This is a genomic window from Snodgrassella sp. W8132, from assembly GCF_016100865.1.
Classification (GTDB): Bacteria; Pseudomonadota; Gammaproteobacteria; order Burkholderiales; family Neisseriaceae; genus Snodgrassella; species Snodgrassella alvi.
This window is the reverse complement of sequence record NZ_JACFRQ010000001.1, coordinates 542,343-556,889: the sequence shown is the minus strand read 5'-3', so window position 1 is coordinate 556,889 and position 14,547 is coordinate 542,343. Positions and strand designations below refer to the sequence as shown.

General features: G+C 39.7%; 13 protein-coding genes. 2 read left to right on the top strand and 11 right to left on the bottom strand.

The genetic code is table 11. The features are described from left to right. Positions 1 to 19 precede the first annotated feature (19 nt). The gene (locus H3U82_RS02470; protein WP_198209033.1) at positions 20 to 1,675 is read right to left on the bottom strand and encodes an electron transfer flavoprotein-ubiquinone oxidoreductase; all 1,656 of its coding nucleotides are present in this window, start codon (positions 1,673 to 1,675) and stop codon (positions 20 to 22) included. 1,065 nt (positions 1,676 to 2,740) lie between these two features. On the opposite strand from H3U82_RS02470, the gene H3U82_RS02465 reads away from it, so the two are divergent. After that, the gene (locus H3U82_RS02465) at positions 2,741 to 2,956 is read left to right on the top strand and encodes a hypothetical protein (RefSeq protein WP_025330962.1); all 216 of its coding nucleotides are present in this window, start codon (positions 2,741 to 2,743) and stop codon (positions 2,954 to 2,956) included. 109 nt (positions 2,957 to 3,065) lie between these two features. Here the strand turns inward: H3U82_RS02465 and H3U82_RS02460 are convergent, their stop codons facing one another. The 10 genes from H3U82_RS02460 to gshA all read right to left on the bottom strand — a co-directional run bounded on the left by H3U82_RS02460 (position 3,066) and on the right by gshA (position 12,500). Next, a complete protein-coding gene (locus H3U82_RS02460; RefSeq protein ID WP_025330963.1) occupies positions 3,066 to 3,620 on the bottom strand; it encodes a hypothetical protein in 555 nt (184 codons plus the stop codon). Beyond that, positions 3,620 to 4,273, bottom strand: a complete 654-nt coding sequence (locus H3U82_RS02455) for a DUF484 family protein (RefSeq protein ID WP_198209031.1) — start codon at positions 4,271 to 4,273, stop codon at positions 3,620 to 3,622. Before H3U82_RS02455 ends, H3U82_RS02460 begins: the two co-directional genes overlap by 1 nt. Further along, a complete protein-coding gene (dapF, locus tag H3U82_RS02450) occupies positions 4,270 to 5,127 on the bottom strand; it encodes a diaminopimelate epimerase (RefSeq protein ID WP_084553451.1) in 858 nt (285 codons plus the stop codon). The genes H3U82_RS02455 and dapF overlap by 4 nt, the downstream gene beginning before the upstream one ends. Positions 5,128 to 5,421: 294 nt before the next feature. After that, the gene (locus H3U82_RS02445; RefSeq protein WP_084548016.1) at positions 5,422 to 6,339 is read right to left on the bottom strand and encodes a LysR family transcriptional regulator; all 918 of its coding nucleotides are present in this window, start codon (positions 6,337 to 6,339) and stop codon (positions 5,422 to 5,424) included. Positions 6,340 to 6,366: 27 nt separating this feature from the next. Continuing rightward, a complete protein-coding gene (locus H3U82_RS02440; protein ID WP_198209028.1) occupies positions 6,367 to 7,299 on the bottom strand; it encodes a DMT family transporter in 933 nt (310 codons plus the stop codon). A gap of 162 nt (positions 7,300 to 7,461) precedes the next feature. Further along, positions 7,462 to 8,388 (bottom strand): AEC family transporter, encoded by a 927-nt coding sequence (locus H3U82_RS02435; protein WP_198209026.1) that lies wholly within the window; start codon positions 8,386 to 8,388, stop codon positions 7,462 to 7,464. Between the two features lie 147 nt (positions 8,389 to 8,535). Beyond that, complete coding sequence (locus H3U82_RS02430) at positions 8,536 to 8,943, bottom strand: diacylglycerol kinase (protein ID WP_084585700.1); 408 nt, start codon at positions 8,941 to 8,943, stop codon at positions 8,536 to 8,538. Positions 8,944 to 8,993: 50 nt separating this feature from the next. Beyond that, on the bottom strand, positions 8,994 to 9,965 hold the full coding sequence (gene gshB, locus H3U82_RS02425; RefSeq protein WP_198209024.1) for a glutathione synthase: 972 nt from the start codon (positions 9,963 to 9,965) through the stop codon (positions 8,994 to 8,996). Positions 9,966 to 10,035: 70 nt separating this feature from the next. Next, positions 10,036 to 11,046, bottom strand: coding sequence for a tryptophan--tRNA ligase (trpS, locus tag H3U82_RS02420; RefSeq protein ID WP_198209022.1), 1,011 nt, complete (start codon positions 11,044 to 11,046; stop codon positions 10,036 to 10,038). 95 nt (positions 11,047 to 11,141) lie between these two features. Beyond that, positions 11,142 to 12,500: a glutamate--cysteine ligase gene (gene gshA / locus H3U82_RS02415; protein WP_084548020.1), complete on the bottom strand. Its 1,359-nt coding sequence runs from the start codon at positions 12,498 to 12,500 to the stop codon at positions 11,142 to 11,144. A gap of 607 nt (positions 12,501 to 13,107) precedes the next feature. Here gshA and leuC point away from each other — a divergent pair. Continuing rightward, positions 13,108 to 14,514, top strand: coding sequence for a 3-isopropylmalate dehydratase large subunit (gene leuC, locus H3U82_RS02410; RefSeq protein ID WP_198209020.1), 1,407 nt, complete (start codon positions 13,108 to 13,110; stop codon positions 14,512 to 14,514). Positions 14,515 to 14,547: the final 33 nt, after the last annotated feature.

Sequence of the window (14,547 nt, the reverse complement as noted above, 5' to 3'; positions counted from 1 at the left end):
AAAATAAATTATTATTTTCTTACATCTCTGCATAATTAGGTCCGCTTCCACCCTCAGGACAAACCCAGTTAATATTCTGCTCAGGGTCTTTGATATCACAGGTTTTACAATGTACGCAGTTTTGCGCATTAATCTGTAAATGCGGTTCACCGGCCTGATCTACAATTTCATAAACACCAGCCGGACAATAGCGTGTTTCCGGACTGGCATATTCACGATAATTGACAGATATCGCCAGCTCAGGATTATTCAATTTTAAATGTACAGGTTGATTCTCATCATGGCTGATACTGGCAAGATAAACACTACTCGTACGGTCAAAAGTTAATTTACCATCCACCTTAGGATAATCAATAGGCCGGCATTCTTGTGCTTTGCGTAAAGATGCATAATCCGGACTCCGATGACGTAGTGTCCACGGTGCCTTACCTCTGAAAATATATTCTTCAAGTCCGCTATAAGCCAGACCGCCAAACAGCCCCCATTTAAATGACGGCCGGATGTTTCGTACTTTATGTAACTCATGATACAGCCAGCTGTCTCGAAACAATTCACTATATTTCACTGCTTCAGTATTGCTATCATTACTGACATGTTCCTCTTTTAACACCTCAGCAATAGCTTCTGCGGCCAGCATACCTGACTTCATTGCTGCATGAATGCCTTTGATTCGGGGAACATTCAGAAAACCGGCAGTATCACCGACAAGCACGCCACCCGGAAAAGTCAGTTTAGGCAAACTTTGCAATCCACCTTCGCTTAATGCACGTGCCCCATAAGCAATACGAGTACCACCCTCAAGCACCTCCCGGATAGCCGGATGGGTTTTATAGCGCTGCATTTCAGAAAATGGTGACATATATGGATTCTGATAATCCAGTCCGACCACAAACCCGACAGCAACTTTGTTATCATTTAAGTGATAAAGAAATGAACCACCATAAGTTTTCCGATCTAGCGGCCAGCCAATTGAATGAATGACTGTGCCTGGTTTGGATTTTTCCGGGGCAATAGACCACAATTCTTTGATACCAATTCCATAAGTCTGACTCTGACAATCTTTATCCAGCTGAAACTGCCGGATTAAAGTTTTGGTAAGCGAGCCCCGGCATCCTTCAGCAAATATGGTCTGTTTTGCCAGTAACGCCATACCCTGCTGATAATTACTTCCCGGTTGTCCGTCTTTATTCAGTCCCATATCACCGGTAGCAATGCCGCGTACGGAACCATCAGGATGATAAAGAACTTCTGCAGCTGCAAAACCAGGATAAATCTCTACCCCCATTTCCTCAGCCTGCTGTGCCAGCCAGCGACAAAACAACCCCAGACTAATAATATAATTACCATGATTATTAAAGCTGGACGGAGTAAGTAAACGATAAGCTTTTTTTTCAGTCAGAAACAGCAGCCGGTCTTCTTTAACTGCACAGCTTAAAGGTGCGCCTTTTTCTTGCCAGTTTTCAATCAGTTCAGATAATGAACGCGGGTCAATGACGGCTCCCGAAAGAATATGCGCCCCCACTTCAGAACCTTTATCGACAATGCATACACTAATGTCACGCTGCTCTTTAGCTGCAAGTTGCTTTAATCGTATGGAAGCAGCTAATCCAGACGGTCCGGCACCAACAATCACAACATCATAATGCATGCTTTCACATTCTATGGATTCTGTCATGGTCGATTTCCTGCATTGAAACAATAATAACTAAATCTACGGCAGACATAAACAATATATATATACCGTATAATAAAAACTGGCATTATATCGAACAATGACTGGATATATCGACTACACTGATTAACGAATTTATATATTAATTTAGTAATCAAGCAGATAAAATATTATATAGAATTAATTTCGAACACTTTTGATCTAATAATAAATATTGATGAAAGCAGGTAAATTAAACTTACCCGTAATTACCACTATCTTATAAAAGTATTTAATGTAAATTTTGTTGATTTGGAAGCCGTTTTTCACTCTACTTAAAAAAGTTTAAACGACTTACATCATTGCTAACTATTAATACTTCACAATAAAAACCATAAAAACTATAAATATAACAGCAAGAAATTCATCAACCCTTCAAGCCTTCAAGAAAGAAACAAAATATATCTGTTATCAGATATGCTCTTCAACAATCTATGTAAATTATCCATCGTAGAATTACAGTCACAACGATATTAATAATTTATATTTAAATAAAAAATATAAATATTATATAGTTATGTATAAATTAAACCCCTCAGTAAAATATAGCTGATTTTTTCTATTACTTTTCATCAAATATCACCACTGTTAGTAAACGCTAATCAGATATTGAGTATATAAAACAACAAACATGTAAATTTGTTGTAAAAAAGCAACTTTTTCGATTACTAATAATTTAATCACATAATTACTTTTTAATAACAATATTGTTGCCTAATATTTATTTTTATTAAAATTTATCAATAATTTATATTTTAAATTACAACACCTTTCCATGGGCGCGGGTGGAAGTAAATACACTATCAATCCATGTTTTCGACTATATAGACTATATACATGTATCAAAGAAACTACTTATTTAACGAAAATACACACTTGGCTGATTGCATTAGTTTGCAAGGCGGGGCATAATTCGCTTTGCACAAGTTATGCGCACTATAGCTGTTTATTGACGAATGATATAGTGTGCAAAAACTGGATTTCCATCACTAAAGTAATACTTTTTGATACAAGTTAAGGTACATAATCATGAAAAAATCTTTATTAGTTGCTGCAGCTCTGATGTCTTTGTTCTTGGCTGCCTGCAATGATAAAAATGAAACTCCGGCTGCGTCTGCTGCATCTGAAGTTTCTGCTCCTGCTACAGCTTCTGAAGCAGCTCCGGCTTCTGAACCTGCTCCAGCTCCGGCATCTGAAGTTTCTGCTCCTGCTGTAGCTTCTGAAGCTTCTGCTGCTTCTAACTAAGCACAAGAAATTAAAAAAGCCAGACTTTCCAGTCTGGCTTTTTTGTTGCTTAATCATATCAAGTAATATAATAAAATTATTCAAGCAATCTGTATTGATTAAAATTTTTTTACAGTTTGCCTCTGAAACTCATCATCAAATATAACAACTGTTCAAATAAACAGAAAAATAATACAGTTCGTACACTCCAGAGAGGTTTTTCAGTTTCTGTACTGCGTAAAAATAGCAGAAGCATTATTATCCACTGACTTCCTATCCAGAAAACCGGTTGCCAGACAAACATCTGGAATAAAGTGACCAGTAATGGAATTTGCAGGATAACATTTTTCACTAAGCATAATACCAAAACCAAACAAACAACCAAGGCACTAAACTGCAACCAGCCACCATACAGCAACGCAGTTAAATATGCACTTTGTTTCAGCTGATCGCGCCGATGCAGAGCAAAACATGAACCGAGTAAGATATACACTGGCATCAAATACAGATTTAGTGGCTTAAATAAATCAGCAATACCCGGTAATATCAGGCTACTCATTGCGGCCAGAATTATCCAGAGTACCAGTGAAACAACCAGCCAGCCATAAATACGGTATTTATAGCATTGCCAGACAAATACTCCTGTATATACCAATACAACTGCATAACTGATTAGCGTACCCATTAACGCACCAGTTTCAGCAAACGTGCAAGCACAGCCGCCATATTATCAGCTATAGCTGCGACCCATTCAGTAGACATATCAGGGGTAAAATGTGCTTCATCTTCATGCCCAATCACCAGAATAGCCAGCGTCTGTTCTTTCCAGCGTAAAGGTAATTGCAAAAAGCTTTCCAGTCGAGGTTGTTCAGGCAATAACTCCAGTAAAGCAGCAACCGGTAAAGCGCCACAAGCTGGAGCAGTTAATTTTTTACCAATAACCTTAAATTTCTCATTCACATGTAAATTTACAGGTACACGAACATTTTTAGGAATATCCGTAGTGATGATTAGTGCATGATAAGGTAAAGTAAATTCATTGTTTAATCCATCGCTGATGGCCCGTTGCCATTGTGCCAGAGTATTGACGATAAGCAGACGCTGAGTAAACGCCATAAATTTAGCCATTAATGTATGGTTAGCATCAGCATCGCCTAGCATTTGAATAAGCTGTGAGGCCATTTTTTCAGTCTTCTGCTGCATTACCTGCATTTTGCCCTGTTGAAATGACAATATTTTGCTTTCAATCGGGCGCAGATTAAATTCAGCAGCATGTTCGTATAACCACTGTGGCTGTGCATGTAAAAATTTTAGTACTTCAGCTTCCTTAATACTCATAAGTAATTTATCTCTCCTTCAAATACAGTCTCTGCCGGTCCGGTCATCCAGACATGCGCATCAGGTTTCTGCTGCCAGCTTATTGATAGCTGCCCGCCAGGTAAATTCACTTGTACCGGTTTATCATCACCCAGTAAGCCCAGACTGATTCCGGCTACAACCGCAGCACAGGCACCTGTACCGCAAGCCTGTGTTTCTCCGACACCTCGTTCAAACACACGCAAATAAATCTCTCGTGGGGCTTTTATCTGCATAAATCCGACATTAACCCGCTGAGGAAACTGTCTGTGACTTTCAATGGCTGCACCAAGCCGGTGCACGGGCGCATGATTAATATCTTCTACAACCACCACTGCATGCGGATTACCCATATTGATACAGGTCACATTAATGGTATCAGCTCCGACAACCAGTTCATGGCTGATACTCTTGGCATCATTTTCATCAATAGCCGCAAAAGGAATCTGTTCCGGTGCAAATAGCGGTATACCCATATCCACAGTTACCAGCCCATCTTCATTCAATCGTGGCACAATTATTCCACCTGCAGTTTCTACCACAATCTGTTTTTTACTGGTTAATCCTTTATCATAAACAAAACGGGCAAAGCAGCGTGCACCGTTACCACATTGCTCTACTTCGGAGCCATCTGCATTAAAAATACGATAACGAAAATCAGCATTCGGTGTCTGCGGTGCCTCAATCAGCAGAAGCTGATCAAATCCCACCCCTGTATGGCGCTGAGCCCATGCAGCGATTGGTGCTGTATCCGGATAAAATTTCTGGCTAATTCCGTCTATCACCATGAAATCATTACCCAAACCATGCATTTTAGTAAATTTTAGTTTAGTCATATGCCATTCAGTCTGTCATCACAACTGGTTTAAGCAGCTATGATACCGATTTATCACCGTAACGATAAGTTCTGCACTGAACTAATTAGCAAATATCTTTATCCGGAAAAAATACAATTATCTTGAAAACAGGCGTTACTGATCACTAAATCAGCTATTTTATTTACAATTAACCTGAATAGCCCGATTATTTTGCCGGCAAGAGAAAATAGCAGCAAAAGATTTTGTCAATTTATCAAACAGAACCTATTCAGATAAATAAATCTGTTTATATAAATTATGCAGAAAAACTGATTATTTTATTTGTTTACTGAAATAATCAATAAAAACTTGTAGTTTTGCCGAATTTTTATTGCTTTGCGGATAAAGAAAACAAAACTCCCATTGATTATCCTGAGAACATTCCGGTAATATTTCGACCAGCTTGCCGGATTGTAACTCTTCCTGAACAGCAAATCGAAAAAGCTGAACAATACCATTGCCATTAATGGCCAGAAATTTTGTTGCCAGCATACTGTCAAATACGTGTATCTGATCAGTTCCATTACTGTGTGCTGTGCTTTTATCTATATATTTCCATGAAAATTTTTTATTATTCTGGCTGATACTGAAATTGATACACTTATGATTTTGAATATCAGCCGGTTCATATATTATATTATTCTCAGACAAATATTCAGGACTGGCAAACAAACCGGATGTGGCACAATATAATTTCCTTTTAACTAAAAATGGTTCCAGTCTGGTATCCGGCTGAATCAGTCTTACAGCAATATCATAAGTTTCCGTTACAAAGTCAATATTGCGGTTTGTTACATGAAAGTCAAGCTTAAGCTGCGGATACTGTGCACAAAAGCATTTTACATAAGGTATTATTTTATAATTAAAAAAAGTTTCCGGAACGCTTATTTTTAATTTACCGGAAATTGCCTCTTTGTTTACTTTCAGTGCCTTTTCGGTACTGATTAATGACTCCAGAACTTCAGTACATTTTGTATAATAAATTCGTCCTTCTGGCGTTAATTTTGTTTTACGGGTATTGCGACTAAATAATTCAACCCCTATTCTTTCCTCAAGCCGCTTAATTGAACGACTGACTGCTGCCGGTGTAATATTCAGATATTGTGCAGCTGTAGAAAAATTTTCATTTTCAGCAGCCGTCAAAAACAATTCAAGACTAGCTATATGCATGCTTTTTAAACGTTTTTTCATTCTGATAATGCTTTAAATCATTTGAATCTAATCATTAGTCTGTTGATTATTTCGCATAAAAATATTATTTAGCACCAACGCGACCAAAGTTATAGCCATACCGCACATTTCCACTACAGAAATTTTATGCCCTTGAAAAATTCCAATAACAGACGAAATAACCGGTACCAGATTAACAAACAAAATACCATTAACTGCACCCAGACCTTTAATACCGGCATTCCAGCTAATGATAACCAGCGCAGTGATAATCAATATAAAAATATCCAGTCTGCTTGCTAATATGGCTTTTATTTCCGGTCTGCCGGCATATCCCAGCAAAGTCGCAATCATAGTTATTGCTATGATGGTTAACATCCCTAATGAGGAGCTCAGAGCGGTTATACGCAATGCACTCCAATCATATTTTGAAATCATCGTATTGGCAAAATAAGTATATATTACCCAGCAAACAGTTGCTGTGAGTAATAATAAGTCGCCGATAAAACTTGATGAGGCAAGTAAATGGTTAAAATTTCCATCGGTAATAACCAGAACAATACCAGTAAAAGCCAATAGCATGCAGATGATTGTTCGAAAATCCGGCAAAATGCGATGAATTATTGAAAATAAAATCAGGGATAATAAAGGCATTAAAGCCAGAATAATGGTTGCATGTTCGGCTGATGAGAATCCTATACCGATAAATGTAAAAAAATTCAATCCGGCAAAACCGACGCTACCGAAAAACCAAAGCTGCAAAGTTTTATTTTCTGTCCGAAAACTTTGTTTTCCTTCCTGAATAATTAATACCAGACTAACCAGCAGGGCACCAGGAACATAGCGAATACAGGTAAGATAATAACCATCAATACCAGAAGAAACAGCATGTTTTGAGGCAGGATACATAATTCCCCAGCCTGCAACCGTGATTAATAAATACAAGATACTTTTATAATTTTGCAGCTGACTGACTTTCATATCATTAAACCTGATTCAGTATTAAATTTTTTATTTTTATAGCAGTTCTCAGGTAAAAGTGCATTACAGCAGCCGTAATAACAGTTATTACATCAGGTAATAACTGTTATTAAATACAGATATCCCAACCAGAAGCATTTGTAAGAATTTTATTTATATTATTTATAAATGCATAACCGGAGGCTGAACCAGCATCAGAACAACAGGCAAAGTAATTAAACTTAAAACCGTGCTGATAAAGGTAGTTGTAGATACAAGCTGTGGTCTGGTATTGAACTGGACAGCCAGTAATGTAGTGTTAGCCGCGGTAGGCATTGCCGCCAGCACTATAAGCACTTTTTTAGCCATCAGATCTATTGGCATAAAATATACGAGCAGCATTGCCCATAGTGGTGAAATCAGTAATCGGATAACCAGCGCAAAACTGATTTTGGCTGCTTCAATCTGCCTGATATGCAATGTAGCCAGCTGCATGCCCAGAATCAGCATAATTACCGGAATAGATGAATCCCCGATCATGCCCACTGCCAGCATAATTTCCTTACTTAAAGGAATATGCACTAATTGAAATATTAATCCGAACAATGCGCCATAAATAATCGGCATTCGTAAGACTTTTTTCAGTACGGTATTCTGGCTAATACCATCAACATCGCTACTGCCCTTAGCAGCATAATAAGTGCCGATGGTGCTCATAATAAATTGCTGTAATACCATTAGAATAACAGCAATATCAAAACCGGCACTACCAAAAAATACCAGAATTACCGGAGTGCCATAATTACCGTTATTCATAAAGCATGAAGCCAGAATCAGAGCACAATTATCCTGATTTTTATAATGACAAAATGCCGACCAGAGATAAACCAGTATAATCAGCCCGACACACAATGCCAGAACATAGAAAGCATAATAAACATAAGCACTGGTTAGCGGGTGGTTATAGAAAGTTTTAAAAGCCAGAAAGGGGGACAGAATATACAAAGACATTTTTGATAAACCGGCAATATCAAATTTCAATGTCTTCTGAGCGATAAAACCAGTGACGAAAATACCAAACACCGGTAATAAAATCAGCAAAAAATGCATTGTCTGCCCTTTCCTTCTCAGTATATCTGCCAGATATGTATATATTCTGCTATATGAAGAAAATGTAAATAGTTTGGCAATATTTTTCAGAATCAGGCTGTCATTATTAGGTAATTATTCTGCCCTGATTCTAAATTTAATTGTGACTTAAAACCAGTTTACAAAATAGTCACGCCACAATGCCATTGACCATAATACAGCCAGCAATAGCATGGTTAACAATTGAGCTGCTGAAGCCGTATCTTTGGCTCGCTTTGCCAGAGGATGCTTTTCCAGCGAAGTATGATCTACTGCAGCTTCAATAGCAGTATTAAATAATTCCACAATCCAGCTTAAAAACGATGCCATGATTAATACCATTCGTGTCAGACTACCAAAATCCAGCACAAATACAAGTACAATCAATACGCTATTTAATGCCAGCAGCTGGCGAAAAGCCGATTCACTGCAAGCTGCCTTCAAACCCGCCAGAGAATAACCATAGGCATTGAATATACGGCGCAAGCCCTTTTTACCTTTAATCGATGTTGCAAACGATTGATTATTTTCAGGCATGATCAGATCTTATCCTTGTTATATCGAAATTTTAACTGAGTTTTTAGGTTTCAAACCGGAGAGCCATATAAGCGGGCGGCTTCTTCCACTGCATCAGCAAAAAGTGCCGGTACATTACAATCAGTCTGACTGGTAATTTCCTGAAAACCTGTCGGGCTGGTTACATTAATTTCAGTGAGATAATCACCAATAACATCCAGGCCGGCAAGTAAAATCCCTCTGCGTACCAGTTCCGGAGCAAGTGTTTCTGCAATCTGCTGATCTCGTTGACTCAATGGCTGAGCTACACCCTTTCCACCGGCAGCCAGATTTCCGCGTGTTTCCCCCTGCTGCGGAATACGAGCCAGCGCATACGGAACGACTTTTCCGCCAATAACCAATATACGTTTATCACCATGCACAATTTCCGGAATATAACGTTGTGCCATGATAGTTCGACTATCCAGATGCATCAGCATTTCCAGAATACTGCCGATATTGGGATCACTTAGCGTCAGACGAAAGATACCCATTCCTCCCATACCATCCAGAGGCTTAATAATAATGTCATGATGCCGGGTTAAAAATTCACGTATGTCTGCAGCGCGGGTAGTAACCAGTGTTGGTGCGGTAAGCTCAGGAAAATTCAGAATAGCCAGTTTTTCATTAAAATCACGCATAGCCTGACCACTGTTATATACATGCGCACCCTGATTAGCAGCCAGTGTCAGCAAATGAGTTGCGTACAGATACTGCATATCAAAAGGCGGATCTGTACGCATGATTACTGCATCAAAACTATTTAAGGTACATTGCTGCTGAGATAAAACATTAAACCATGCATGGTCATATTTATCTTTTGCTCCAATAAAATCAAATTCATCTGCCTTTGCTGTCACATACTCATTTTGCACACTCAAGTCACCCGCTAAGGTGTGAAACAGTTTCCAGCCCCGCTGAGACATTTCGCGCATCATGGCATAAGTCGTATCTTTATAAGTCTTGAAACTCGCCATCGGGTCTGCAATAAATAAGATTTTCATTGAATTTACCTGTTAGAATTTTTATCCGGCCAGGATAAAATTATTCCCGTCCGGATAATTACCACATTATTTATTTAAGTGAGCGAATACCCACAGCTTCACGTACCGCTTCCAGAAAAGGTTTTGCTGTCTGACGTGCTTTTACTGCTCCAGCTTGCAAAATATCCTCAATTAAGGATGGTTGTGCGTTAAGCTGCTCGAAACGTTCACGTTTTTCAGCCAGTTCTTCATTAATTTTTGCAGCCAGAATTTTTTTAGCCTCACCCCAGGCCAGCCCGTCAGCCAGCATCTGAGTAAACTGTAAAGTTTCTGCCGGAGTCGCAAATGCCTTATAAATATCAAACAGCGGACTTTCATCCGGTTGTTTGGCTTCACCGGGTTCTTTCAGATTGGTAACAATTTTATTAACAGCTTTCTGCAATTTTTTCTCAGACTCAAATAATGGAATGGTATTACCATAACTTTTGCTCATCTTCCGGCCGTCCAGCCCTACCAGAGTTTCAACGTTGTCATCAATTTGAGCTTCCGGTAACGTAAATAACGGTTTATAACGATGATTAAATCGACCGGCAATATCGCGCGCCATTTCAAGATGCTGAATCTGATCACGTCCTACCGGTACTTTATCCGCATTAAACATCAGTATATCCGCACTCATCAGCATCGGATAACAGAACAGCCCCATTTCAACTCCGTGATCCGGATCTTCCTGCCCTTTTTCTGCATTTTCCTGTACCGCAGCTTTATAGGCATGTGCCCTGTTCATCAGGCCTTTGGCTGTATTACAGGTAAGTATCCAGTTCAACTCCATTACTTCAGGAATATCAGTCTGACGATAAAAAGTTGTCCGTTCCGGATCAAGACCGCAGGCAAGCCAGGTTGCTGCTACTGCTTTGGCAGATTCATGTACTTTTTCAGGTTCATGACATTTAATCAACGCATGATAATCAGATAAAAACAGAAAAGATTCTACTTCTGAGTTCATACTTGCTTGTATTGCCGGACGAATTGCCCCTACGTAATTACCCAGGTGCGGAACTCCGCTTGGCGTTACACCAGTTAAAACACGAATTTTTTTCATTATAAACACTTACTTTAAAAATAAATTTTTATTAATACTGAGGCCGGTTGTCATACTTTTAACATTCAGCAAATCATTTAATCAATCTGGATAAATTAAACCGCCGGTTCAGACATATTTTCCAACTCAATGGCAGCGGCCAGAAGTGACAGTCTGGCCAGCACTCCGTAAACATATAAACGGATACTTTCGCAATCTCTGGCCTGAGTGACATTTTCTGTTTGCGGTATGCCCAGCTGTTCCCATGGTTTAAATTCCCGTTTACTGGCTGCTTCTTCAGCGCTCTGAGTATCCAGAGAAGCAATATTGCATTGTAATGGTACAAAATGCATACCAACAGCATTCAGATTTTCATCCGGTCCGCGATCCTGATGTACCCGGTAAAAACCACCAATGACAAACCGGTCCATCATATATACCACTGGTTCGGCTGTTGCCCCATTCAGCGTTTCATAAGTATAAATTCCTTCCTGTACAATTACTTCACTTACTTCCAGGCCTTCTTTGATTTTAGCCATTTTATTGCGTTTTTTACGATTTAAACCGCGTACTTCTTCAGCAGAATGCACACTCATGACACCCATACCATAAGTACCGGCATCGGCTTTAACAATAACAAATGGTTTATCCTGAATACCTAATTCATCGTATTTGTGCTGAATACGCTGCAATAATCTTTCTACAGTTTCAGCCAGCCGGTTTTCTCCTTCATGACTGGTAAAATCCAGACCACTGCATACTTCGAAGTAGGGATTAATTGTCCACTCATCTATACCTACTAATTGTGCAAACTCAGAAGCTACCTGATTATAGGCCTGAAAATGTGTACTTTTACGCCTTGTAGTCCACCCTGCTTTTAACGGAGGCAATAATGTTTGCTCCAAACCCTGCAATATTTCCGGCACACCGCCAGATAAATCATTATTCAGGAGAATCATGCAAGGGGTGAAACCGTCGGCCAGCTGTAAAAGATTGCCCTGTCGCTGTACCGGTTCCAGCGTAATGTGATCACCCAGCGCTGTTTCCAGCGTGGTAACCTCTGTAATCTCAGGATTCAGGGTTCCGATACGAACATCTAATCCGACATGGCGCAAGATAGAATACAGCGCATAGACATTTTGTAAATAAAAAGTGTTGCGCGTATGATTTTCGGGGATCAGTAAAACTGATTGTGCATCTGCACAGGCACGTTCTACGGCATCCTGTGCTGCTACTGATGCCAGTGGAAGAAAAACGGGATTCAGATTATTAAATCCGCCCGGAAACAGATTCATATCTATGCTGGCTAATTTATATCCGCTGTTACGAATATCCACAGAACCGTAAAAAGGAGCGTGGTGATGTCGCCATTGAGCACGAAACCATGATTCAATCTGTGTTTGACTGGCTAAAATTGCACGTTCAAAATCCTGCAATTCTTCACGATGCGCTGAGGCTACATCAGGTAAACTCATATTTCATTCCTTTCTACATTCATACCCAGCATTTTTGCTGCACATGCGGTATTCTATATAATTTTGCCGGTTCAGAGGGTATTCTTTTTAAGTTTGGCTGAACTAAAGGTTTTATTTTCAGACAGATTCAAGCAGGCAGCCATAAATATAAACCAAACCAGTCATAAGAATATAACACAATGAAAATATTAATTTTTTAATATAAAAATTTAGATATCAACAGATAAACTATCCTTTGTACATACTTTTTTCTGATTACTACCGAATATATAAACACATTTTATTAAGTTAACACAGATATCCAGATAAAAGCATCGCTTACTATTATTTGAAAAAGTGCCAGCCAGCTTGAAACCAGTAACTTCTAATCTTTATAAAACAGCAACTATTATCTATAGTCTTCACCACACATGATTCAGATTAACCAGCTTAAATCAAATGATTTATAGAGCATTCAAACAAGCAAATTAGACATTTAGTCTAAATTATTCAATAATTTTGCTTATTTTAGTCCAAAATTTTATTTTTTAGACAAAATACTTGTAAAACCACCTTAACAGTATTAAGATGCATCACACATAAAACATAACAAAACAAAGCTACTACAATGAATGCACAAACCTTGTATGAAAAACTGTGGAATAGCCATATTGTCCAAGAACAGGCTGATGGTACAGTTTTACTTTATATTGACCGCCATCTTGTACATGAAGTAACCAGTCCGCAGGCTTTTGAGGGACTGAAACTTGCTCACCGTCCGCTCTGGCGTGAACAAAGCATTGTGGCCACTGCTGACCATAACACACCGACCGATCACTGGGACGAAGGAATTACTGACCCGATATCCAAACTTCAGGTCAATACACTGGATAAAAATATTCGCGAATTCGGTGTAGAAAAATATTATCCGTTTAAAAATATCAATCAGGGTATTGTGCATGTTGTCGGACCTGAACAGGGAGCAACTTTACCCGGGATGACTGTAGTATGCGGTGATTCACACACCTCTACACATGGTGCATTCGGTGCGCTTGCTCATGGTATTGGCACATCAGAAGTAGAGCACGTGATGGCAACACAGTGTATTACTGCGAAAAAATCAAAAACCATGCTGATTAAAATCGATGGCGCCCTCAAAACAGGTATCACAGCCAAAGATATTGCTTTATATATTATCGGGCAAATTGGCACAGCCGGCGGTACAGGCTATGCAATTGAATTTGGCGGCGAGACTATTCGTAATCTTTCTATGGAAGGCCGCATGACCTTATGCAACATGGCCATTGAGGCCGGTGCCCGCTCCGGTCTGGTTGCTGTCGACCAGACAACTATTGATTACATTAAAAACCGTCATTTTGCACCTCAGGGTGAGCTGTGGGATCAGGCTGTCAGCTACTGGCACACTTTAGTATCCGATGAAGGCGCACATTTTGATAAAACCTACCACTTTAATGCTGCTGATATAGAACCACAGGTAACATGGGGAACATCGCCCGAAATGGTGATTGCAGTCAATCAGCAAGTACCAGACCCGGCTGCTGAAACTGATCCAGTTAAACGGGAAGGTATGCAGCGCGCACTGCAATATATGGGATTAACAGCCGGTACCCCAGTTAACGAGATTCCGGTAGATGTTGTTTTTATTGGTTCCTGTACAAACGGACGAATTGAAGACCTACGTATTGCTGCCAGTGTCGCAGAAGGACATCACAAAGCAGATAATGTAAAAAGGGTATTGATTGTACCCGGTTCCGGTCTGGTTAAGCAGCAGGCAGAAGCAGAAGGACTGGATAAAATCTTTACAGCAGCCGGATTTGAGTGGCGTGAACCGGGTTGTTCAATGTGTCTGGCCATGAATGCAGACCGCTTACAGCCGCAGGAGCGCTGTGCCTCAACGTCTAACCGAAATTTTGAAGGCAGACAGGGCAACGGCGGACGTACTCATCTGGTTAGTCCGGCAATGGCAGCGGCTGCTGCCATTGCCGGACATTTTACCGATGTGCGACAGATATAAAGTGAATAACTTGCAGTTTTAAGCCAGCACGTG

Coding starts and splice junctions, on each gene's coding strand:
- H3U82_RS02470 (WP_198209033.1), bottom strand. CDS start 1,675: ATGACAGAATCCATAGAATGTGAAAGCATGCATTATGATGTTGTGATT.
- H3U82_RS02465 (WP_025330962.1), top strand. CDS start 2,741: ATGAAAAAATCTTTATTAGTTGCTGCAGCTCTGATGTCTTTGTTCTTG.
- H3U82_RS02460 (WP_025330963.1), bottom strand. CDS start 3,620: ATGGGTACGCTAATCAGTTATGCAGTTGTATTGGTATATACAGGAGTA.
- H3U82_RS02455 (WP_198209031.1), bottom strand. CDS start 4,273: ATGAGTATTAAGGAAGCTGAAGTACTAAAATTTTTACATGCACAGCCA.
- dapF (WP_084553451.1), bottom strand. CDS start 5,127: ATGACTAAACTAAAATTTACTAAAATGCATGGTTTGGGTAATGATTTC.
- H3U82_RS02445 (WP_084548016.1), bottom strand. CDS start 6,339: ATGAAAAAACGTTTAAAAAGCATGCATATAGCTAGTCTTGAATTGTTT.
- H3U82_RS02440 (WP_198209028.1), bottom strand. CDS start 7,299: ATGAAAGTCAGTCAGCTGCAAAATTATAAAAGTATCTTGTATTTATTA.
- H3U82_RS02435 (WP_198209026.1), bottom strand. CDS start 8,388: ATGCATTTTTTGCTGATTTTATTACCGGTGTTTGGTATTTTCGTCACT.
- H3U82_RS02430 (WP_084585700.1), bottom strand. CDS start 8,943: ATGCCTGAAAATAATCAATCGTTTGCAACATCGATTAAAGGTAAAAAG.
- gshB (WP_198209024.1), bottom strand. CDS start 9,965: ATGAAAATCTTATTTATTGCAGACCCGATGGCGAGTTTCAAGACTTAT.
- trpS (WP_198209022.1), bottom strand. CDS start 11,046: ATGAAAAAAATTCGTGTTTTAACTGGTGTAACGCCAAGCGGAGTTCCG.
- gshA (WP_084548020.1), bottom strand. CDS start 12,500: ATGAGTTTACCTGATGTAGCCTCAGCGCATCGTGAAGAATTGCAGGAT.
- leuC (WP_198209020.1), top strand. CDS start 13,108: ATGAATGCACAAACCTTGTATGAAAAACTGTGGAATAGCCATATTGTC.